This window comes from Helicobacter mesocricetorum (assembly GCF_900198605.1).
Taxonomy (GTDB): Bacteria; Campylobacterota; Campylobacteria; order Campylobacterales; family Helicobacteraceae; genus Helicobacter_D; species Helicobacter_D mesocricetorum.
In genome coordinates, this window is the sequence record NZ_FZPJ01000036.1 from 14,673 (window position 1) to 36,143 (window position 21,471).

A 21,471-nucleotide genomic window follows, 5' to 3' on the forward strand; every position below is an offset into this window, starting at 1 on the left:
TCCTTTGTGAATGTAGCTAGATGTAACTTTTGTTAAAGATTTTTTAGAAAATATTTTTTCTCTTTTGATTTTTAGGAAAACTTCGATAATATTAAGCAAAAATTTTAATTAATTAGAGGGAGAATTTATGTCTCATCTTGATATAGCTCATCCTTATTTTGGAGTTTTTGTCATTTTTATTTTTACCTTTGTGGCATTTTTAACAACTACTTTTCTATCAAGATTTATCGGTAAAACTCTTGCAAATAAAAATGCTCAGAAACTAAAATTGGCTCCTTATGAATGTGGTTTAGCTCCAACAAGACAACCCAATAGAATCTCTTCGCAGTTTTATTTAATGGCTTTATTATTTATTCTATTTGATGTGGAAATTATTTTTATGTTTCCTTGGGCAGTAGATTTTAAGGTTTTAGGAGTTTTTGGCTTTATTGAAATGCTTTTATTTGTATTTTTATTAGCAATAGGTTTTGTGTATGCTTGGAGGAAAGGAGCTTTACAATGGCAGAGCATGAAGTAAATTATTTTAAAAGTTCAGGATTGCCTGTTGCTTTGACAAGTGTTGATAAATTGATAAATTGGGGTAGAAGTAATTCGCTTTGGGCTATGACTTATGGATTAGCCTGTTGTGCTATTGAGATGATGGCAACTGGTGCTAGTCGTTATGATTTTGACAGATTTGGAACAATTTTTAGGGCTTCACCTAGACAAAGTGATGTAATGATTGTCGCAGGAACGGTAACTAAAAAGCATGCACAATTTGTAAGAAGGCTTTATGATCAAATGCCAGAGCCTAAGTGGGTGATTTCTATGGGGAGTTGTGCTAATACCGGCGGAATGTTTAATACTTATGCGACCGTTCAAGGGGTTGATAGAATTATTCCTGTGGATATTTATCTTCCGGGCTGTTCTCCTCGTCCAGAGACTTTACAATATGCTCTGATGGTCTTGCAACAAAAAATCAGAAAACAAAAAGCAGGTCGCAAACTAACCCCCAAGCGTCTTTTGTAGAGGTAAAAAATGAGAGAATATAAACCAAAAGTAAATGCACAAAAGAAAGTTTATTATAAGGATAGATTTTATGTATCTCCTGAGATACCAAAATTGGAAGTAACAGATTGCATTTATATGAAAGATTTAGAATCTATAAAAGCAAAATGCCCTTTATTGGAAGCCTATGAAGAAAAAGAGACATTGGTAATTTGGGTGGATAAAGATAATATCTTTTTGCTTTTAGAGGAATTAAAGGCTCTAGGTTATGATATTTTAAGTGAAATGAGTGCCATAGATTATCTTGCAAAAAAGGATGGTTTTGAGATTTTTTATCAATTACTTTCTATGGAGAAAAAGAGACGTTTAAGGGTGAAAACCTTTTTGAAAAAGGGCTGTAAAATTGAATCTGTTAGTGCTCTTTTTAGTAGCGCAAATTGGAGCGAAAGAGAAATGTATGATATGTTTGGAATCTTGCCTTTTAATCACCCTTATCCTAAACGCATTTTAATGCCTGATGATTGGGTTGGACACCCGCTTTTAAAAAGCTATCCTTTACAAGGTGATGAGTATGCACAATGGTATGAGGTTGATACTATTTTTGGTAAGGAATATCGTGATGTTATTGGCAAAGAACAAAGGGATTCTGCAAGAGTGGATAGATACGATACAACAAGATTCTCAAGACTTGGCTATGAAGTTGGCTATGGGGAGAGTATTAAAGAAGGGGAAGAAAGAGAACATCCTATTACTTATCAAGAAGAGGAAGGAGTGCTTTTTGTTTCTAAGGTAAAACCAGAAAAAATTAAACAATTGCAAAAGAGGAAATGATATGCAAACTCCAAATAGATTAATTCCTTTTTATGAAAACATAGCTTTTGATAGGATTAGCGATAATGTAATGGTAGTGAATTTTGGTCCTCAACATCCAAGTGCGCATGGTCAATTGCGTTTAATTTTAGAGTTAGAAGGGGAAAAGGTTGTAAAAGCAACTCCAGAGATTGGTTATTTGCATCGTGGTATGGAAAAAATGGCTGAAAATATGATTTATAATGAATTTTTGCCTACTACTGATAGAATGGATTATATTGCTGCAAGCTCTAATAATTATGCCTTTGCCTTAAGCGTTGAAAGGCTTTTAGGTGTAGAAGTTCCCAGAAGAGCACAAGTAATTCGCACAATGTTACTAGAGCTTAACCGAATCATCTCCCATCTTTTTTGGTTGGCTACTCACGCTTTGGATGTTGGAGCTATGAGTATTTTTCTCTATTGCTTTAGAGAGAGGGAGTTTGCTATTGATTTGATTGAAGATTATTGTGGTGCTAGATTAACACACTCTAGTGTAAGAATTGGCGGAGTTCCTTTAGATTTGCCAAAGGGTTGGTGTGAGCAATTAAAGCATTTTTTAGATGAATTACCAAAACAAATTGCTTTATATGAAGGGATACTAACAGAAAATAGAATTTGGAGAATGCGTTTAGAAAATGTTGGTGTTATTAGTAAGGAAATGGCAAAAAGTTGGGGTTTATCTGGCGTTTTATTGCGTGGAAGTGGTGTTGAGTGGGATATTAGAAAAGAAGAACCTTATGAAATTTATGATGAATTAGAATTTGATATTCCTACAAGTGATAGTAATGATAGTTATGGTAGGTATTTACTCTATATTGAAGAAATGCGTCAAAGCGTTAGAATCCTCTATCAGCTCATTGAAAAATACAAAACAACCGATACTCTTTTGATGTGTGAAGATACGCGTTACTTTTCTGCTTCAAAAGAGCAGATTATGACTCAAAATTATTCTTTAATGCAACATTTTGTTTTAGTTACACAAGGTATGCGTCCTCCTGTAGGGGAAATTTATGTTCCAACCGAATCCCCTAAAGGAGAGCTTGGATTTTTTATTTGTTCCAGAGGAGAGCCTTACCCTTATCGTTTAAAAATACGAACCCCTAGTTTTTTTCATACAGGAATCTTACAGGATTTGTTGCCCGGTCATTATTTGGCAGATGTCGTTACCATTATTGGTAATACAAATATTGTCTTTGGAGAAATTGATAGATGAAGCGATTTGATTTAAGGCATTTAAAAAATGATTTTACAGGACGTTTAAAAGAAATCTTAATAAATGAATTGCAAAAAGATGAAGTTGGAATCTTTTTATTTGAAGTGATAGATTTTGATAATGTCCAAAAAAGTGCGGATATTGTTGATGAATGTGGCTATATACTAATGAATTCTTTGCGCTTTAATGAAGTGGATTGGACAATTGTTGTCAAAAAGGTTTCTTAAGATGAGTAAGACAATCTTTTTTGATGCCTATCTTGCAAATGGTGGGAAGATTACTTATGTTGATGAATATTTAAAACAGCAGGATAATCAACAAGAGGGTATTATTTTATTGGGTGGTTTTATTCAAGAGTTTTTTAATTTACTACCCAATTTACATTCCCAAAATAAAGAAATTTTTTTATTGCACCCTTTGAATTTTTGTAGGGACACTTCTATTAAACAGATTCTTTATGAGGTAGAGTGCGAAGAAGCAGTTATTGCTCTTTTGGCAATGTATTTGATTACCCAAACCAATGAGGAAGTTTTAGAATTTAAAAAAAATCTTGATGTTGGCTATCTCGCATCAGAATCCAATTTATCCGAAGAGGAATTAGAAGTTATCCAAAAGGTTTTTGTGAAATCTTTTAAGAAAACTCTAGTGATAGGAGAGGATTTTTATAATTCCAAAAAGGTTGAAAATATTGCTAGGATTTTAGCTTTAATGAGTCAAGACTTAGCTATTGAAATAGTATTTTTAGAGGCGATAAAAGTGCAAACAAGTGCGGTTAAGAAACCCATTAGTAATATTAATGAGGTATATGGAATAGATGGGATGGTGGTTTATATCCAAGCGAGAAATTCTATTGCATCTCCTTATCTTGAAGCTTCTAAGCAATTTGCTGTAGTTGGGAAGGTTTGTAATAATCAAGTTATTGATATTCAAATGGATAATAGGAATTTAAAGGTTTCTTTCATTGAAAATCAATTTATAAAGGGAATGATAGGGATTTTATGGGTGCCAAAAAAAGAAAAAAATAGTTATTGTTATAAGAAAATTAGCATAAATAAGGTGGCATAATGAATCAGGTAAAAATCAAAATTGATGGTTATGAGATTGAGTGTAACGAGGGAGAGAGCATTTTAAATGTAGCAAGAGCAAATGGAGTATTTATTCCCGCTATTTGTTACCTTACTTCGTGTTCTCCTACTTTGGCTTGTAAAATGTGTATGGTAGAAGTTGGCGGAAAGAGAGTTTATGCCTGTAACGCTAAGGTAAAAGATGGCTTAGAAGTTATCGTAAATACTCCAGAAATCGAACAAGAACGTAAAGCAATTATGCAAGCTTATGATGTAAATCACCCTTTACAATGTGGTGTTTGCGACAAAAGTGGAGAATGTGAATTACAAAATTATACGCATTATGTGGGAGTGAATTCTCAAGAATATGCTCTAAAAGATGAATATAAAGCTTTTGATAGTTGGGGAAAGACGGTTTATGATCCTAATTTATGTATTGTTTGCGAACGTTGCGTAACACTTTGTAAAGATAAAATTGGAAAGTCTCACATCAAAGCTCTTAAACACGATGGTAATATGCCTTCCAAAGAATACAAAGATATGATGCCAAAAGATGCTTATAGTGTTTGGACTAAGTTTAAAAAATCTTTAATTGGTCTTAGTGGGGAAGGGGATTGCGGGGATTGTGGAGAGTGTGCAAGTGTTTGTCCTGTTGGGGCGCTTAGTATCGGGCATTTTCAATACCGTTCTAATGCGTGGGAATTACATAAGATTTCAAGTAGTTGTGTGCATTGTGCTAATGGTTGCCCTATTGAATATGAAGTGAAACAAGCGGGTATTGGAGGGTTTCAAAAGCAAGTTTATCGTGTTACTAGTGATTGGAATTTTGCTACATTATGCCCTGCTGGGAGATTAGCTTTTGATGTGAATAATCAGGAAATACAAAAAGACGAGAATGCTTTTAGGGCTACCATAGCGGCTTTTAAAGAGGCACATACCATTGCTTTTAGAGGGAATATTAGCAACGAAGAAGCTTTAATTCTTCAGTATTTGAAAGAAAAAATGGGCTATAAGCTTTTATGTGATGAAGTAAAAGATTTTTCGAGTTTCCTTAAAGTTTTCTCATCTACATCGGGAAATTTAGGAGAAGCTACCCAAAAGGACATTGTAGATAGCACCTTAGTAATTTGCTTTGGTGGTGCTATGAGTTATGATATGCCAGTGGTTACTCATTTTATTAATAATGCTATGAAGCAAAACAAGGGTGCGACTTTAGCTTATTTTCATACTATGGAAGATTGTGTCGCTAATAACTTTGTAAAACCTGCAAATCTCATTAAAGGCATTTATAAACCAGATTCCGAAGAGGCGTTTGCGCTTTTATTAGCAAGCATTTGTATCCCAGAAGACAAGAGAGTGGAATCTCTAAAAAAACAGATTGAAAATTATCAAACTACGATTGAAAAAGAAGTAGAAAAAGAAGTTAAGACAAAAGTTAAAATCCCAGAACTTGATGAGAATGGAAATGTAGTTTTAGATGAAGAGGGAAAAGAGAAAATCATAGAAAAAGAAGAAACCAATAAGGTTAAAGAAACCATTACTATTTCAAGCAGTCAGCTTATTGATTATTGTTCTAAAGATTTATTGGAAACTATAGAATCCTTAAAACAATCTTTAAATGATGCTAAAAGTCCAATTTTAGTTATTGGGTTTGATCTTTATAATGCCCCAAATGCTACCAATATCGCTAGAATCTTAGGAATGATTGAGAGATATTCGGAAGTTAAGATTTTATTGCTTGCGCCTACAACCAATGCCTTAGGAATATCGCTTATTTGTGAATTAGATGAAGAAAAAAAGGGATATTGCATAGGTTATAATACAAAAGGGGATTATAGGATTGGAAGTGATAGTGAGAATATGCTTATAATGCCTTATTTAAATGAACAAGAAGGAACATTAGTTAATATTGACAAAAGGGTGATTCCTATATCTCCTGCAACCCCTTATTATGGTTATGAGCTTAATGATATTGCTAAGGAATTGTGTTTGGATTATGAAAATACTATTGATTATACCCCATTGCTTCCTTTAGAAAAGGGATTTAAATCGGTAGAATATGATGATTTAGAATATGGTTTTGCAAATGATGGCACAGAAATACGTGGATATTTATTGAATGCTGATTATCCTATGGAAGAAAATGTTGAAATCCAACTTGTAGAATTAAAGCCATTACAAGAATATAATCTTTATATAAGAAACCCTATGGCGCATTTTTCTAAACAGACTCTAAAATCCCAATATATTGATTCTAAAAATGGTTTGCAAATTTCTTCTTCTTTGGCTCAAAAACTCCAATTAAATACCAATGATGGAGTGGAAATAAGCTTTGATGATGAAAAAGTCCTGCAAACACAAGTTATTATTGATTTAGGTATGGAAGGTGATTTTATGGCACTTGGTGATTGTGAGTTTGAGGAGTTTGTCGGAAGCTCCCGCTATCTTAAAGCTTCTATAAAGGTTGTTTGATGTTGGTTTATGTGATTGAAACTTTGGTTAAAATCTTGTTGGTGGTATTAATATTTTCTGCATTAGGTGGTTTTACTACCTATATAGAACGTAAGGTATTAGCTTTTTTTCAAAGACGTTTGGGTCCTACAATGGTTGGACCTTTTGGGGTTTTGCAGATTTTAGCAGATGGAATTAAGCTTTTTACCAAAGAAGATATTGTTCCTAGCGGTGCTAATCCTATTATTTTTAGAATAGCACCCGCAATTACTGCTGCAACAGCTTTTATTGCTATGGCACCCATTCCATTTTTTCCAGAATTTGAAGTTTTTGGAATGACAATACAACCTATTATTTCTGATATTAATGTGGGGATTCTTTTTGTGCTTGGTGTTGGCGCAGCTGGTCTTTATGGTCCTCTTTTAGGAGGGATTAGTGCTAATAGTAAATACTCTCTTTTAGGAGCAGCTAGGGCAACTATACAGCTTTTGAGTTTTGAAGTGGTTTCTGGATTGTCGCTTTTAGCTCCTATTATGCTTGTTGGTTCTTTGTCGCTTATTGACATTAATAATTATCAAGGTGGTGGTATTGGTAATTGGTTAATATTTTCACAGCCTTTAGCATTTTTATTATTTTTAATTGCAGGATATGCGGAATTAAACAGAACGCCCTTTGATTTATTAGAACACGAGGCAGAAATTGTCGCAGGATATGCAACAGAATACTCTGGAATGCGTTGGGGAATGTTTTTTATTGGTGAGTATGCAAATATGATTGCGCTCTCTTTTATTGTTTCTCTTTTATTCTTGGGTGGATTTAATCCTTTATGGTTTATCCCCGGTGGCATTGCTATTATTTTAAAGGTTATGTTTTTTATCTTTTTGTTTATGTGGGCTAGGGCTGCTTATCCTCATATTAGACCAGATCAACTTATGGGATTATGTTGGCGAGTTTTATTTCCTCTAGCACTTTTAAATGTTTTAATAACAGGTTTTGTAGTTTTAGGAGGTGGATTGTGAGTAAGTATGTGAAAATTGTAGATAAGCAAAAGCCATTAAGTGATGGACAAAGATTTGTTCGGTTTTGGAATCGGGCTTTCAAGGGAGAGATGCTTGTAGGGTTATGGTTGGTTTTAAAAGAGTTTTGTAAGGCTCAAATCCACACCGTGCAATATCCTTTGGAAAAATTACCTATTAGTCCTAGATATAGGGCTGTGCATGAGTTAAAAAGACTTTTAGAAAGTGGGAATGAACGTTGTATTGGTTGTGGATTATGTGAGAAAATTTGTGTTGCTAATTGTATTAGGATGGAAACAAGTTATGGTGAGGATAAGCGCAAAAGGGTGAGCGAATATACGATTAATTTTGGACGTTGTATTTATTGCGGTTTGTGTGCTGAAGTGTGTCCAGAGCTTGCCATTGTCCATGGTGGTAGGTATGAAAATGCTTGTGAGCAAAGGGCGTCTTTTTCTTTGAAGCAAGATATGCTAACTCCTCTTGATAAAGTTTTAAATGGTCAAGATTGTGAATATGATGGAGTAGGCAGTGTTAGTATTGATGCGGATTCAAAAATAAAAATTACTCCATTGAAATATTTACAAAAGGAAGAAAATGTTTGAGGCTATTGCTTTTTATACTTTTTGCGCTTTGACTTTGGCAATGTTTTTGGTGGTAGTTACTACAAGGAATATTCTTTATGCCCTTAGTGCATTAGCAGCAGGAATGATATTTATCTCTGCTTTCTTTTTCTTGCTTGAAGCAGAGTTTTTGGGAGTTGTGCAAGTTGTTGTTTATACAGGGGCGGTTATTGCGCTTTATGCTTTTGCTATGATGTTTTTTGATACACAAAATTTACAAAATGAAAAAATTGAAAATCCTAAAATTTTATTTTTATTGAGTGGAATGGGTGCGTTATTACTTGTTATTATTGTCATAGCACCTATTATTGGGGAGAATCTCGTTCAAATTATTCCTTCACTACCTCCACAAGAAAATGTGGGAAATGTTCAAATGGTGGGCTATGTGCTTTTTACGAAGTTTTTAATACCTTTTGAAATTGCCGCTATTATGCTTTTGGTAGCGATGATAGCAGGAATCATTTTGGCAAGTAAGGGTATGAAATATTCTTTAACTTTAGGGGAGAGTGAAAATAATAAAGAGGAATTAAAATGATAACGCTTAATCATTATTTAATTATGTCTGCTTTGATGTTTATAATAGGTGTTTTTGGAATCTTAAGACGCAAAAATATTTTGATGCTGTTTTTTGCAACAGAAATTTTATTAAGCTCTGTGAATGTAGGTTTAGTGGCTGTTGGTTATTACTTGGGGGATTTAAATGGACAGCTTTTTGCCTTTTTTATTTTAGCTATTGCTGCAAGTGAAGTTGCTGTTGGCGTGGGATTGCTTATTGGTTGGTATAAGAAATATCATACGCTTGATTTAGATTCACTTCAAATTATGAAAGGCTAGAAATGGAAGCTTTTTTATATAGTGCTTTATTTGCTCCATTGATTGGTTCGGTTTTTGGGATCCCCTTTGCTACAAGAGAAAAAGTTTTAAGTGTTGCTATTTTTGCTTCTTTAATGATTGGCGTTTCTTTTTTCTGCTCTTTATTCCTCTTTGTTTATACATTTCAAAATGGAATCTTGAAATCCGTGTTAATGGACTGGATTGGTGCAGGAGGGCTTTATATTCCCTTTGGTTTTTTAGTTGATGGTGTAACTGCTACAATGATGATAGTTGTAACCTTAGTTTCTTTGTGTGTGCATATTTATGCAATAGGCTATATGAAGCACGATGAAAGTTTTAATCGCTTCTTTATTTATTTAAGTGCTTTTGTGTTTTCTATGCTTATTTTGGTGGTTAGTGATAATTTTGCTGGTCTATTTATCGGTTGGGAAGGTGTTGGGCTATGTTCTTGGATGTTGATTGGATTTTGGTATCAAAGGGATAGCGCAACTTTTGCTGCTAATGAAGCTTTTATTATGAATCGTATAGCTGATTTGGGAATGTTGCTTGGAATATTTTTGATATATTGGACTTTTGGAAGTTTAACCTATGAAGAAGTGTTTAATAATATTTATGAAGCACCTAAGGGAATCTTGAGTGCTATTGGTATTTTATTATTCGTAGGAGCTATGGGAAAAAGTGCTCAATTTCCCTTGCATACTTGGTTAGCTGATGCAATGGAAGGTCCAACTCCTGTTTCAGCACTTATTCACGCAGCCACTATGGTAACAGCTGGGGTTTATTTAGTGATTAGAGCAAGCCCTCTTTATCTAATGATACCAGAGATTGGATTTGCGATTGCTTCTTTGGGAGCCTTTGTTGCAGTATTTGCAGCAAGTATGGCTTTGGTTAATCGTGATTTAAAAAGGATTATTGCTTATTCTACGCTTTCACAGCTAGGATATATGTTCGTAGCAGCTGGTTTAGAGGCTTATTGGATAGCACTTTTTCATTTAGCAACCCACGCATTTTTTAAATCTTTGTTGTTTTTGGGTGCTGGGAATGTTATGCACGCTATGAATGATAAATTAGATATTAGCAAAATGGGGGCTTTATATCAGCCTTTGAAATATACAGCAATTTTGATGATATTAGCCTCGATTGCACTAGCTGGTATTTATCCTTTCTCTGGATTTTTCTCTAAAGATAAAATCTTAGAAGTAGCTTTTGGAAGTGAGGCTTATATACTTTGGGGAATGTTGCTTTTGGGAGCATTTTTAACCGCATTTTACAGCTTTAGATTGATTATGCTTGTTTTCTTTGGGGAGAAAAAACACCAAGAACATCCTCACGAGGCTTATTCTTATATGCTTTATGCAATGTTGCCGCTTGGTGTATTGGCAGTTTTTAGTGGATTTTTTGAATCTTTTTTTCATCATTTTATTACGCACACGCTACCTGATTTTGACGCCAAGCTTGATAGCCAAATAGTCTGGAATCTTATTTATATTACTTCTTTTGTTGCGTTAGCGGGAATTATTTTTGCGATTATTAAATACTATAAAGGTGGCTTTTCTCCTTATTGGGAGCAAACTTTTATCTATAAGCTTTTATTTAATCAATATTATATCCCTTATTTGTATGAAAAGATTTTTATTCAAAGCTTTATTAAGCTTTCAAAGTTTTTTTGGTGGCAAATTGATAAAAAAGTTATTGACTTTATCGTCGATGGTATCGCCTATATGCTTAATGGAGCTGGTTTTAGGTTAAGAATTATTCAAAGTGGCAATCTTTCTCATATGCTTAGAATAATGTTTTTTGGATTAATTCTTTTGTTGTTATTTATATTTATATCTTAAGGAGAGAACTATGGAACATCTTTTAACATTACTTATTTTCTTTCCTTTTTTGGCTGCTATGTTGGCAATTGTTATTAGGAGCAATCTTAAGGCTTATGCGATTATTGTAAGTGTTATTGAATTATCTTTGGCGATTTTACTTTGGATGAGCTTTGATAGTAAGGCTGATGGTTTTCAGTTTGTTTCCTCTTTTCCTCTAGTAGAGAGTTTTGGTATTCATTATCTAGTAGGGGTTGATGGAATTTCATTATTTTTGATTGTGTTAAGTGCCTTTATTAGTCTTATTGGCTTTATTTACCTTAATGAAAAAAATGAAGTTAAAAAGCTGATTATTTCTTTGCTATTTTTAGAGAGTATTATGATAGGTGTTTTTTGCGCACTTGATATGATTGTATTTTATATTTTTTGGGAGCTTTCTTTGATTCCTATGTTGTATATCATAGGTGCTTGGGGTAGTGGAAGTAGAATTTATGCTGCTGTGAAGTTTTTTCTTTATACCTTTTTGGGTTCTTTGATAATGTTGATAGGTATTTTATATCTAGCCTATTATTACTATCAAATGAGTGGGGGTATATGGACTTTTTCTCTTTTGCAATGGTATAGCATAGATAGTATTCCTAGAGATTTACAACTCTGGTTATTTGTAGCATTTTTTTGTGGCTTGGCTGTCAAAGTCCCTATGTTTCCTTTCCATACTTGGTTGCCTTATGCACACGGGCAAGCTCCTACGATTGGTTCAGTTATTTTAGCGGCTGTTTTGTTAAAAATGGGGACTTATGGTTTCGTCCGCTTTTCACTACCACTTTTTCCTGATGCAAGCATAGTTTTTCTTATTCCTGTGGCTATTTTATCGTTAATTATGGTTATTTATGGAGCTATGGTGGCTTTTGCTCAAGAAGATATGAAACAAGTTATTGCTTATAGTTCTATTTCTCATATGGGTGTTATTATGATAGGAATCTTTTCTTTGAATACCGAAGGGATTGCTGGTTCTATATTTTTTATGTTAAGCCACGGGATTATTAGTGGGGCTTTATTTATGCTTGTTGGCGTGATTTATGATAGACGACATACCAAGCTTATTAGTGATTTTGGTGGATTGACAAAAGTTATGCCAAATTATGCAGTAATTTTTGGAGTTATGATGATGGCATCTGCTGGTTTGCCTTTGACTATGGGATTTGTCGGAGAGTTTTTATCACTTTTAGGGTTTTTTGCTATCTCTCCTATTATTTCGGGAATCGCTGGAATTAGTATTATTGTTGGCGCGATTTATATGCTGTATTTGTATAAAAGGGTTTTTTATGGAGAATTAAAAAATGAAGAAAATTTTAAACTAAAAGATTTAGACAAGAGGGAGATAACGGCTTTATTGCCGCTTGTAGCTATTGTTTTGTGGCTTGGAATTTATCCTAAACCGCTTTTAGAACCTATTAGTAAAGGAGTGGAGAATATGCTGAATATCGCTCATTTAAGGATAGTAGATGAAAAAAATTTGGAGTTTTTAAATGTGGTATCAAAACAGGATATGCCAAATATTCAAGAGGAGGTAGTCAATGTCGGAAGTTTTTAATATTTCATTAGAGAGTTTAAATTTCTTTGCTATTATGCCAATGTTGATTGCTGTTGCAGGTGCTATTATTATTTTAGTCGTTGATTTATGCATTAAGGATTCTAATAAGCAACTTTATACAATACTCACCCTTTTATTCTTAATACTTGATTTAGGGTATATCGTATTTTTAAACTTTGACTTTTCTTTGGCTTTCTTTGATTTGATTTTGATTGATGGGTTATCACTTTTAGGACAGGTAATTTTATTAACTGCCGCTATTTTGTTTATTCCTTTAACCCTTAATCATAATAAATTTCACGAATTTGAATATCCTGAATATTATGCGCTTTTTTTGTTTTTATGTGCAGGATTCCAGTTTATGATGAGTAGTGATCATCTCATTGTTATTCTTTTGGGATTGGAAGTAGCTTCTTTGGTGCTTTATACACTTATTGCTATGCACAATAGAAAAACTGCCTTTGAGGCGGCTATTAAATATTTTACAATGGGTGCTTTATCGGCTGGTTGTTTTGCTTATGGTGCAATGTTATTATATGCCGCAACAGGGTATTTGGATTTAAGCAGTATCGTTGCGGTTTTGCAAGAAAACGATTATGAGCCTTTTTATTTGGTCTTAGCGGGTGTTTCGTTTTTTATTGTTGCGCTTGGCTTTAAGTGTTCATTAGTGCCTTTTCATACTTGGACTCCTGATGTTTATGAGGGGTCTAATGCTTTTTTGGCTGGTTTTATGTCTATTGCCCCAAAAATCGCAGCTTTAATCGTTTCTATTAGGATTTTTAGTTCTTTTGTTGATTATGTTTTTTGGGTGCATTCTGTCTTTTATATCTTGATTATTGTTACAATCACTTTGCCAAACCTTATAGCTTTAACACAAAAAGATGTGAAAAGAATGTTAGCTTATAGTTCTATTTCACACGCTGGATTTGCTTTTAGTGCTATTTTAATTGGCGATGATATGGCTTATAGTGCATTGTTTTTATATTGGATTTTATTTTTATTTACAAATTTAGGTATTTTTGGAATGCTTTGGATATCCCGCTCAAAAGGGCAGATATGGGATACGCAATATGACCATACTTATGAAAAATTTTCGGGACTTATAAAATTATCTCCTCTTGCAGCAGTAATTATGGGCTTATTGATGTTGGCTCTTGCTGGTATTCCACCCTTTTCATTATTTTGGGGAAAAATTTATTTAATAGGTGCAGCTATTTCTAATGATTATTTGCTTTTGGCTATTGTAATGGCTATTAATAGTGCTATTGCTGCTTATTACTATTTAAAGCTAATTGTTTATATGTTTTTAAAACAGCCTATCATCCAAGATGGCAGTATTTATTTGCAAAATGCCACTTTACCATTGAAGATTATTGTTGGAATTGCTGTTTTTTGTGTTTGTGTTTCTATGTTTTTTGTTGATAAAATTTTATTTGTCGTTAGTGGATTATTGGTTATTTAAAGCTTTAGGGAGAGGGATTAGTTACCCCTAAAGGATTTAATAGCCTCATTAACAGATGCGTTAATGGCATTTATTAATGTGTGTTCGATTTGTGGAGAAGTTAAAGTGGTGAATTTACCAATGCTAAGATATTTGGTATTTTGGTTCCCAAGTGTAGATTTTCCATTAAAAATTCTTGTTTCATTGGGTTTATGAAAAGCCAATTTAATTTCTATAATAGCTTCATTATGAGAGCTTAAACTAAGAAAATTTCCTTGCATTGTTTGGTTATTAATGCTTCCAAAAAGAACTTCTAGGGAATATACATTATCATCAAGGATTGACTCTTCTTTAAAACAACCACTTTCTCCAAAAGCTGTTTTTAAGAGGTTTTTAATCGTATTTTCTTGAATGTCTAAATGGTTGAATTCTCCTTTTGCAATATAATCAAATTGGTAAGAAACAATAGGTTCTTTGCAAGATTGATTAACATCAACATTAAGTATTAAATTTGGTTTTTGCGAACAAGCATTTAGTAATAAAAAACATATTGAACTAAAAGCCATCAAAGATACTTTTTTCATCGTGGTTTCCTCGAAAAAGGTAGATAATTCTAATTTTAACATAATTGTTACTAGAATGATACAAATTAAGAATGAATGATCTAGCGATAGACAGGTTTTTCATTGGGGTATAGTCTGATTTTAGAGGAGATTATAAAATTTTTAAAAGAAGGTTATTTTATGTAGGAAGCAGGGTTTTAGATTGAATGTTTTACCAAAAGAGTAGGGGGGAGTATTGTAATTAGTGTTTCTCTCTCCACTCTCTTACTATCCTCTTAGATTCTATTAAATAAAACCATAGTATGCCCCCCCCCCCCATTATAATTAGTATTATTTGCTATAAAGGGAAGAGGAAATTTAAAGAAGTTTTGTTTATAAGCTTTTATTAATGCTTCTCCTAACTTATAAGAAAGAGTTGTTTTTATTTTTAAAGATTCTTTATAATCAGAATAAGATTCTAAAGGAGGAAGTTTTAATTTAGGATTCTTGTTTATTTTTTCTTGGTATTGTTTTTGTTCTTTATTGTGTTTATCTTTAATATAAGATAAGACATAAGGCATTCTTATATATCCTAAAAGACTTTTAGAATTTAGAATCATTGCCTCTCCTAGTTTATAAGCTAGGTGAGATTTAAGGCGGGAGGAGGCAGTGCCATAGTTTGCTCTCATTTCAATGATTTTTAGCTTTGTGTTTAATATAGAATTTTGTAATTGCGAATTGTTAATAGTGTGGTATTTTTCTCTCAAGACTCTTTGAATCCACAATAAAATTTCCCCTTTTGAACTCTTAGAGAATGGTTTGATGTTGTTTTCATATTCTTCATCAATGAACACACAAATTGTATGAGAAATATGCATAGGATCTTTATAGATTCTTGAAAATTCCAATAACGAACATTCTAAATAATGCTTTAAAAAGGCTTTTTTCAGTAAAGATTGTAATTTATTGTCCGATAATTTTTGTATAAAATCTACTAATCTTTCGACATAGATTAATACACTAGCAGCTTTAAAATAGGCTTTGGTTTGTTCATAATTATCTTTAAAATCCTCACATAAAAAATTAAAATATGGAGATATTTGTTCTTTGGTAACTTTTCTATTATGGTTACTTGTAGAGTTTGGTCTTGTTCTATAATAATACAGGGTTTTGTTTAAGATATAAATTTTTTCTGCTCTTGTGAAAAGTTCTATGCCAAAAATATGATCTTCAAAAATAATATGATTTATAAAGTGTAGCTTGTAATTTTTAAAAAGTTTAAAATCAGCCATAAAGAAGTTTGCATTCCAAAAATAACCTATACCTTTTTCTATCATTCTTTCCAACCATTCTATATTAGTTATTGTTGTATTGCATTCAAAATCAAGCCTTGATTTACCAAACCATCCAATTCCATACCATACCAAATCTACCCCATTAATTTTTTCAAGGCAAGATTCAACACAATCTAAAGCCCAATAATCATCACTATCTAAAAACATTAAATAATCAATATCTGAAACTTGAAATTTTTTGAAATTTAAAGTTTTAAAAGCGTTTTTGTTTCTCATAACTTTTAAGTTGTCCTCACCACTCTCAACTTCAAATGTATAAAAACTCTCTTTATCATCAATAAGCTCAAATTCATATTCTTTTTTAAAAAAATTTATTCCTACATTTCTAGCACTGCCTTGCCCTCCATTGTTTTTATTAAAAAGGATAATCCTATCATCATACAATGCATATTCTTTGGCAATTTCAAAAGAAGAATCAGAAGAACCATCATTAACCAAAACAATTACTAAATGGGTGTAAGTTTGATTTACCACCGAATCTAAACATTCTCTTAAATATTTTTCTACATTATAAATTGGGATAATCACACCAATTTTTTTATTATTGTTGATGGTTGTTATCATTCTATCTCCTATTTGGTTATGCAGCAAATTTATTTTGCCCCCCCCCCCAATAATTCCTTATTTCACGATTCCAATTAATATTTTTTCTAATTATTATTGCAGGGATTCCTCCATAGCAACAATATGAGGATAATAAAGGTTTTGTTACGAGAGATTTTGTTGCAACGACACAATTATCGGCTACACTAGAATTATTTAGAAAAGTTACATCCTCACATATCCAACAATGATTGCCTATCCTCACATCTCCTCCCTTATTCACTCTTTCTCCATTTGAGAGATCATAAATTGAGTGATTGTCAGTTGTCGTTAGTTTAATATTATTGGCAAAGAGGCAATCTTCCCCTATTGATATATGTGTATTTTCTTCACCACATATTAAACTTATATTTCCATTGAAAAAACTTTTTGAAGAAATTTTTATTGAACAATTATTAGCACTCGCTCCTATACCACCAGCAAAGAAACTTAATGACATATTGTGATTGATAATCACTGCATCTCCAATTTCTATATTATTATTGTTTCCAGATATGTGTATGTTAAGTTTTCCTCTTTGGGTGATTTTAACTTGGGCTATTTTTATTGTGTTATTATCGCCAGATATTGATATAGTCATATTATCAAAAAATTGAAATTCATCATCAAGAAAAATAACATTATTTATTCCAAAAAATTTTATTTTAGAAAAATGTTGGCTATTTTCCGAATCAATTTTCATTTTTTAAACCTTTTTTTAAAAAAATCTATAAAAAATAAATGAGGTTTTCTAAGAAGTTTTTTCAACTTTTTGTTTTTTTTGGTATTCGTGGTTATGGGTTGTTTCGAAAGAGGAAAGAGATGATTTTTGTCACAAAAAGATAAAGAGTAAATATTTTCACTAATTTTAAAATCACCATAAATACTATCTATTGTATCGCAATAATTGTTTGCAAATTGTTCTAATGTCAGATGAGATTGATAAAGCTTGAAATTATTTTCACCCATTGTGCCAATCTCATTATCGCTTAAAGATACAAATTTATTAATAGCTTCAATTAAAGAATCCACACTCTCACTTTGTATATACAACATACCATTAGTTTTATTTTCAAGCCATCTATAACCTCCTACATAAGAGCAAATTAATGGTTTTTTAAGAGATAAAATTTCTATCATACTCAAATCAAATAAAGAGGCTCTATTAGGACATAAACAACAATCTGCCATATTGATAAAATCCTGAGGATTCTGTGTATATGGGATTTGAATATATTGTTTGGAATGAATAGGGATTTCTCCCGTCTCTCCCACAACAAGAAAATAAATATCATCACTATGGGTTAAAATCTTCTGTGCCGCTTGTATTAAAATATCATATCCCCTTACATCAATAAATCTACCCAGATATAAAAAAACTTTTGCCTTAGCTGGAATTTTGAGTTTAGCTCTTAGGAGATTTTTGTTTTCGATAATATTTTTAGTTTTTGTTCCTGTTGGGCAAAAATATATTTTTTTGTTTTTTATAAGTTTTGGAAAATCATTCCATAATTTATAGTATCCTTCCAGACTTTCTTCGCTTGGAAAAAACAAACAATCAGCTAAAGTAAAAGCCCATTTATCCCTTTCATTTAAATAATAAAAAAACATATTTTTGTCATCATTACGCCACTTTACAGTCCGACAAGTAAGATACATATCCTCCATTGTGGGTTGATAGGGATTATGCGTGGTTAAAATCTTTACTACCCTTGACTCTATGCCTTTTTTTACCAAGGCATTATAGAGAGGTAAAAAGTTATAAGCACCGTGGATATGAATAGAACTTATTTCATTGGCTTTGATTTTATCAAATTCACTTTGCGGAATAATATCTTTGAACCATCTTTGTCTTTGCTGTAAAAGATTTTTGGATACGGTTTTGATTTTATAATCTTGTGTATATTGAAATCTGCTATCAGTGCAATTTTTTAACAAATCATTGGTTTTATTTTCACTAGGAAATACAAATTCGCATTTTATACCTTGTTTTGTAAGTTGATTTTGATTAAATAAAGTAAATGCTTCAAATAAAGATGAGAGATAGCCAACACTCCCACCTTTATTTGTATCATATTTTTGATGACAATGTATATAATGAGTGAGCATTAGCAAAACCTACACTTTAATTTGCGCATTCTGTTTAAAACAAAATCTTTAAAAAATAAAAACGGACGTTCTTTAAGTTTTTTAAGTTTTCTTTGTTTTATAAACTGGCTTTGCGGTGTTTTTAAAAGAGTTTTTATTATTTGTTGCTCTTCTATGTATAGAGCAAAAAAACATTCTTTATCAAGAGTCATCATAGCATTGGTATGAATATGATATTTTTTGCAATTTGATAATTTTTCTTTTGTGTTTTCAAGCACATAAGCAATATAAGTATCGATTTTTTCATCATTATTTAAATTTTCAAGACTAAAAATATTTTCTAGCTTATTAATATCTTCTTTTTTATTGGTATCTGAAAAATAAATTTTTACTTCTTCTAAACCAAGTTTTTTCATTATTTGCACCAAAAAATAAAATTGTTTTTCATCTCCTATCAAATGATAAGAATCATATTGGTTAAAATCAAGAAGTGCAAGTTGGCTTAAAGATAAGGGCGTATTTTGTTTTATCTCAATATCTTTTATTTGACTTTTTTCTATAATTTCTTGTCCAAATTGTCTGATGCAAGTTTGCGAGTCTTCAAGAATATACTCTTGTGAAAAAATAACATTGACCAAAAGTTTGTTTTGCTCTATTAACTTAAAATTAAAAAAATGTTTGCTATCAGTCGGAAGTATAATGCAATGTTTTAGCATAATGTAATCCTCTTATTTAGAATAAGCTCATCAAATATTTCTCTCTCTTTTGTCCAGTTATGAAAAAGAATTTTTGTGCCTATGTGTGGATCTGTTTTAAAATAATGTTTCACTCCTTCATTTTGCTCTTTTAAATCAAAACCAACACAAGAAATCCCTTTGGTTATATCCTTATGTTTTAATAAATACAAAATCATAATAAGCCCCATTGAAAGCGTTCTAAGATTACTTATTTCTAAAAATTCGCAAGTTGCAATTTGAAAAAATGGGATACCTAGTAAATTTAGCTTTAAAATTTGAGTCTTGTTCATACGAGATATAATTTGCGTAGAATCATTGCTAATAATAAAATCAAATTTTGTTATTTTCCTTTGATAAAGACTTGCAAAATTTGGAGATATAGCCCAAATATTTGTTTGACTTCCATAATCTTTTTCAAATCCTTGAGTTGCAAAATTATTAAATCTTATTACCACATCAAAAGAATCAATCATTTTTCCTTTGCTTTTTCCAAGTTCCACAGGTGAGTTTCCAACAACCATAATTTTTTTATTTTCTATATAATTTAGAAATTTTTCTTCATTATCATCTCTTAGAGAAGCCAATTTTTTATTGAGTTGGATAAAAGGAGTTTGAGGCAAATTAATGGCTGTCTCATCATAAAAATTTTCTAAAACCTCCATAGCATCACCCCTAAGTTTTAGAATGGGGGTTGTAAGTTCATTCTTTAAACTTTTTTTCAAAATTATAGACATATAAGCAAGAAGTTTTGGGTAGGTAAAACATAGAGTATTACCATCATAACTATGGAGCAGTTTTAATAAAACTTCTACAACTTGGGAATTAAAACGCATTTGTGGGATATTCATAAAATAGTCTAATTCAAATTCTAATTTACCCAAGCATCTGCGTTCAAAATTCAAATTTTGAAAAAGCAAAAGCTCATAAGAGAAAAAGGATAAAATCTCTTCATAGCTTGCATTAAGACAAAAAGAACGAATACCTGTTAAAGTCCAAAAATTGTTTTCTTGTTTTTGTGGAATTTCTACATCAATTTTGCCTGTATTAAAACCACACTCTTCTAAAGAATTTTTTATAGCAAGATTGGCAATGCTTTCTTTTGCGTTTAAAAAAGTTTCTAAAAATGTAGATATTTTTTCTAAAGCATCTTTAGCATCCATCATTTGAGCCATCTTATAGCGATGAAGTAAATGCCCTAAAGAATAACCATAAAGATATTTTTTATCAATTCTAAGTTTTTCTTCTTTTTCCTCAACAAATTCAAGCAAATCTTCAATAGCAGGGATTAATTCTGTAAATCTTATAGGATTTGCTACACTTTGTTCGGCTCTACCTCTTGTGTAATAATATTTTGCGCCAATAACTAAACCTATTTTATCGCAAGTTGAAAAAATTTTTGCTACAAAAGGCACATCTTGATAAACTTTGCAGGTTTGGGGCAAGTCAATGCCCATATCTTCAACAAAACCTTTTGAATACAAACACAGCACTATGGCTGTGTTTGTATTCAAAAATCGGTTTTGCAAATCCTGTGTTGTAATTTCACCATTTAAATTTTGGTTGGTATAAGAACTAAGGCAAAGTTGCGAATAATACTCTCTATTTTCTATATAAGCATTATAGCAAACAACTTTATAACCCTTATCTTTAGCTACTTTATAAAGTATGGCATAATAATCCTCATCAACATAGTCATCAGGTTCACATACGGCAAAATATTCCCCTTTTGAATGCTTAATGCCTAAATTTACAGCACAACCATAACCACCATTTTCTTGCGAAAAATACAAAAATCTTTGATCTTGATTTTCTTTTAAAAACTTTTGTATTTCTAAAGCCGTATTATCTGTCGAACCATCATTGATAATAAGAATTTCTATACTTTGCAAACTTTGCTGCTTGAGACTTCTTAAACAACGTATAACATAATCTTCTACATTATAACAAGGCACTATAATAGAAACAGCTACTTTTTCCATTAATGCTTTCTCCTTATACTATCTTTTTTAAAATCCTTATAAATCCAATAAGACTTAAATGGCAACAACAATACTTCCCCTTTATGCCAATTTTGATAAGCCTTCAAAAGGATCAAACCTATATGATAAGATAAATGTTTTTGAACCCTTAGGGATTCATAATAATCACTAAAATTATCCAAATTTAATAATTGGGAATCTTGCTTGTGAGTTTTTAGGAGTTTTTGAATCCTAAAGGGCAACATTAAAAATTGTGAAAAACTTTTGGTGTTGATGATTTGGTTTCCAAGTTTATAGGAGAG

The 21,471-nt window shown here is 31.8% G+C and carries 20 protein-coding genes and 1 pseudogene; 14 read left to right on the forward strand and 7 right to left on the reverse strand.

The annotated features are described in order from the left end of the window. Positions 1 to 127 precede the first annotated feature (127 nt). Genes C6H18_RS07455 through nuoN form a run of 14 tightly spaced genes read left to right on the forward strand, consistent with a single transcriptional unit; the run spans position 128 to position 13,907 of the window. Positions 128 to 517: an NAD(P)H-quinone oxidoreductase subunit 3 gene (locus C6H18_RS07455; protein ID WP_104722481.1), complete on the forward strand. Its 390-nt coding sequence runs from the start codon at positions 128 to 130 to the stop codon at positions 515 to 517. Next, positions 499 to 1,008, forward strand: coding sequence for a NuoB/complex I 20 kDa subunit family protein (locus tag C6H18_RS07460; RefSeq protein WP_104722482.1), 510 nt, complete (start codon positions 499 to 501; stop codon positions 1,006 to 1,008). Before C6H18_RS07455 ends, C6H18_RS07460 begins: the two co-directional genes overlap by 19 nt. Before the next feature lie 9 nt (positions 1,009 to 1,017). Continuing rightward, on the forward strand, positions 1,018 to 1,818 hold the full coding sequence (locus C6H18_RS07465) for an NADH-quinone oxidoreductase subunit C (RefSeq protein ID WP_104722483.1): 801 nt from the start codon (positions 1,018 to 1,020) through the stop codon (positions 1,816 to 1,818). A gap of 1 nt (position 1,819) precedes the next feature. Beyond that, entirely contained in the window at positions 1,820 to 3,049 is a 1,230-nt protein-coding gene (gene nuoD / locus C6H18_RS07470) for an NADH dehydrogenase (quinone) subunit D (protein WP_104722484.1), read from the forward strand. Further along, positions 3,046 to 3,276: an NADH-ubiquinone oxidoreductase subunit E family protein gene (locus C6H18_RS07475; protein ID WP_104722485.1), complete on the forward strand. Its 231-nt coding sequence runs from the start codon at positions 3,046 to 3,048 to the stop codon at positions 3,274 to 3,276. Before nuoD ends, C6H18_RS07475 begins: the two co-directional genes overlap by 4 nt. A 1-nt stretch (position 3,277) precedes the next feature. Then, positions 3,278 to 4,114, forward strand: a complete 837-nt coding sequence (locus C6H18_RS07480; protein ID WP_104722486.1) for a hypothetical protein — start codon at positions 3,278 to 3,280, stop codon at positions 4,112 to 4,114. Next, positions 4,114 to 6,585, forward strand: a complete 2,472-nt coding sequence (locus tag C6H18_RS07485) for an NADH-quinone oxidoreductase subunit G (RefSeq protein ID WP_104722487.1) — start codon at positions 4,114 to 4,116, stop codon at positions 6,583 to 6,585. The genes C6H18_RS07480 and C6H18_RS07485 overlap by 1 nt, the downstream gene beginning before the upstream one ends. Continuing rightward, on the forward strand, positions 6,585 to 7,583 hold the full coding sequence (nuoH, locus tag C6H18_RS07490) for an NADH-quinone oxidoreductase subunit NuoH (RefSeq protein WP_104722488.1): 999 nt from the start codon (positions 6,585 to 6,587) through the stop codon (positions 7,581 to 7,583). Before C6H18_RS07485 ends, nuoH begins: the two co-directional genes overlap by 1 nt. Next, positions 7,580 to 8,182 carry an NADH-quinone oxidoreductase subunit NuoI gene (gene nuoI / locus C6H18_RS07495; RefSeq protein WP_233704097.1) on the forward strand — a complete coding sequence of 201 codons (603 nt, stop codon included), beginning with the start codon at positions 7,580 to 7,582 and terminating at the stop codon, positions 8,180 to 8,182. Before nuoH ends, nuoI begins: the two co-directional genes overlap by 4 nt. Next, on the forward strand, positions 8,175 to 8,735 hold the full coding sequence (locus tag C6H18_RS07500) for an NADH-quinone oxidoreductase subunit J (protein ID WP_104722490.1): 561 nt from the start codon (positions 8,175 to 8,177) through the stop codon (positions 8,733 to 8,735). Before nuoI ends, C6H18_RS07500 begins: the two co-directional genes overlap by 8 nt. Then, positions 8,732 to 9,034: an NADH-quinone oxidoreductase subunit NuoK gene (nuoK, locus tag C6H18_RS07505; protein WP_104722491.1), complete on the forward strand. Its 303-nt coding sequence runs from the start codon at positions 8,732 to 8,734 to the stop codon at positions 9,032 to 9,034. Before C6H18_RS07500 ends, nuoK begins: the two co-directional genes overlap by 4 nt. A gap of 2 nt (positions 9,035 to 9,036) precedes the next feature. Beyond that, positions 9,037 to 10,872 (forward strand): NADH-quinone oxidoreductase subunit L, encoded by a 1,836-nt coding sequence (gene nuoL / locus C6H18_RS07510; protein ID WP_104722492.1) that lies wholly within the window; start codon positions 9,037 to 9,039, stop codon positions 10,870 to 10,872. A gap of 10 nt (positions 10,873 to 10,882) precedes the next feature. After that, positions 10,883 to 12,445 carry an NADH-quinone oxidoreductase subunit M gene (locus C6H18_RS07515; protein WP_104722493.1) on the forward strand — a complete coding sequence of 521 codons (1,563 nt, stop codon included), beginning with the start codon at positions 10,883 to 10,885 and terminating at the stop codon, positions 12,443 to 12,445. After that, positions 12,429 to 13,907: an NADH-quinone oxidoreductase subunit NuoN gene (nuoN, locus tag C6H18_RS07520; protein WP_104722494.1), complete on the forward strand. Its 1,479-nt coding sequence runs from the start codon at positions 12,429 to 12,431 to the stop codon at positions 13,905 to 13,907. Before C6H18_RS07515 ends, nuoN begins: the two co-directional genes overlap by 17 nt. 17 nt (positions 13,908 to 13,924) lie before the next feature. Here nuoN and C6H18_RS07525 read toward each other — a convergent pair whose 3' ends face one another. The 7 genes and pseudogenes from C6H18_RS07525 to C6H18_RS09650 all read right to left on the reverse strand — a co-directional run. Next, the gene (locus C6H18_RS07525) at positions 13,925 to 14,470 is read right to left on the reverse strand and encodes a hypothetical protein (RefSeq protein WP_104722495.1); all 546 of its coding nucleotides are present in this window, start codon (positions 14,468 to 14,470) and stop codon (positions 13,925 to 13,927) included. A gap of 254 nt (positions 14,471 to 14,724) precedes the next feature. Continuing rightward, positions 14,725 to 16,347, reverse strand: coding sequence for a glycosyltransferase family 2 protein (locus C6H18_RS07530; protein WP_104722496.1), 1,623 nt, complete (start codon positions 16,345 to 16,347; stop codon positions 14,725 to 14,727). Between the two features lie 16 nt (positions 16,348 to 16,363). Further along, positions 16,364 to 17,068 carry an acyltransferase gene (locus C6H18_RS07535; RefSeq protein ID WP_104722497.1) on the reverse strand — a complete coding sequence of 235 codons (705 nt, stop codon included), beginning with the start codon at positions 17,066 to 17,068 and terminating at the stop codon, positions 16,364 to 16,366. Beyond that, a complete protein-coding gene (locus tag C6H18_RS07540) occupies positions 17,065 to 18,474 on the reverse strand; it encodes a glycosyltransferase family 4 protein (protein WP_104722498.1) in 1,410 nt (469 codons plus the stop codon). Before C6H18_RS07540 ends, C6H18_RS07535 begins: the two co-directional genes overlap by 4 nt. Continuing rightward, entirely contained in the window at positions 18,474 to 19,169 is a 696-nt protein-coding gene (locus tag C6H18_RS07545; protein WP_104722499.1) for a hypothetical protein, read from the reverse strand. Before C6H18_RS07545 ends, C6H18_RS07540 begins: the two co-directional genes overlap by 1 nt. Beyond that, positions 19,163 to 21,169 carry a glycosyltransferase family 29 protein gene (locus C6H18_RS07550; RefSeq protein ID WP_104722500.1) on the reverse strand — a complete coding sequence of 669 codons (2,007 nt, stop codon included), beginning with the start codon at positions 21,167 to 21,169 and terminating at the stop codon, positions 19,163 to 19,165. Before C6H18_RS07550 ends, C6H18_RS07545 begins: the two co-directional genes overlap by 7 nt. Continuing rightward, positions 21,169 to 21,471 (reverse strand): annotated as a pseudogene (locus tag C6H18_RS09650) (hypothetical protein); the annotation flags it as partial. The pseudogene C6H18_RS09650 and the gene C6H18_RS07550, both read right to left, overlap by 1 nt.

Coding starts and splice junctions, on each gene's coding strand:
- C6H18_RS07480 (WP_104722486.1), top strand. CDS start 3,278: ATGAGTAAGACAATCTTTTTTGATGCCTATCTTGCAAATGGTGGGAAG.
- nuoN (WP_104722494.1), top strand. CDS start 12,429: ATGTCGGAAGTTTTTAATATTTCATTAGAGAGTTTAAATTTCTTTGCT.
- C6H18_RS07540 (WP_104722498.1), bottom strand. CDS start 18,474: ATGCTCACTCATTATATACATTGTCATCAAAAATATGATACAAATAAA.
- C6H18_RS07460 (WP_104722482.1), top strand. CDS start 499: ATGGCAGAGCATGAAGTAAATTATTTTAAAAGTTCAGGATTGCCTGTT.
- C6H18_RS07535 (WP_104722497.1), bottom strand. CDS start 17,068: ATGAAAATTGATTCGGAAAATAGCCAACATTTTTCTAAAATAAAATTT.
- C6H18_RS07525 (WP_104722495.1), bottom strand. CDS start 14,470: ATGAAAAAAGTATCTTTGATGGCTTTTAGTTCAATATGTTTTTTATTA.
- C6H18_RS07465 (WP_104722483.1), top strand. CDS start 1,018: ATGAGAGAATATAAACCAAAAGTAAATGCACAAAAGAAAGTTTATTAT.
- nuoD (WP_104722484.1), top strand. CDS start 1,820: ATGCAAACTCCAAATAGATTAATTCCTTTTTATGAAAACATAGCTTTT.
- C6H18_RS07545 (WP_104722499.1), bottom strand. CDS start 19,169: ATGCTAAAACATTGCATTATACTTCCGACTGATAGCAAACATTTTTTT.
- C6H18_RS07530 (WP_104722496.1), bottom strand. CDS start 16,347: ATGATAACAACCATCAACAATAATAAAAAAATTGGTGTGATTATCCCA.
- C6H18_RS07485 (WP_104722487.1), top strand. CDS start 4,114: ATGAATCAGGTAAAAATCAAAATTGATGGTTATGAGATTGAGTGTAAC.
- C6H18_RS07455 (WP_104722481.1), top strand. CDS start 128: ATGTCTCATCTTGATATAGCTCATCCTTATTTTGGAGTTTTTGTCATT.
- C6H18_RS07500 (WP_104722490.1), top strand. CDS start 8,175: ATGTTTGAGGCTATTGCTTTTTATACTTTTTGCGCTTTGACTTTGGCA.
- C6H18_RS07515 (WP_104722493.1), top strand. CDS start 10,883: ATGGAACATCTTTTAACATTACTTATTTTCTTTCCTTTTTTGGCTGCT.
- nuoL (WP_104722492.1), top strand. CDS start 9,037: ATGGAAGCTTTTTTATATAGTGCTTTATTTGCTCCATTGATTGGTTCG.
- C6H18_RS07550 (WP_104722500.1), bottom strand. CDS start 21,169: ATGGAAAAAGTAGCTGTTTCTATTATAGTGCCTTGTTATAATGTAGAA.
- nuoK (WP_104722491.1), top strand. CDS start 8,732: ATGATAACGCTTAATCATTATTTAATTATGTCTGCTTTGATGTTTATA.
- C6H18_RS07475 (WP_104722485.1), top strand. CDS start 3,046: ATGAAGCGATTTGATTTAAGGCATTTAAAAAATGATTTTACAGGACGT.
- nuoH (WP_104722488.1), top strand. CDS start 6,585: ATGTTGGTTTATGTGATTGAAACTTTGGTTAAAATCTTGTTGGTGGTA.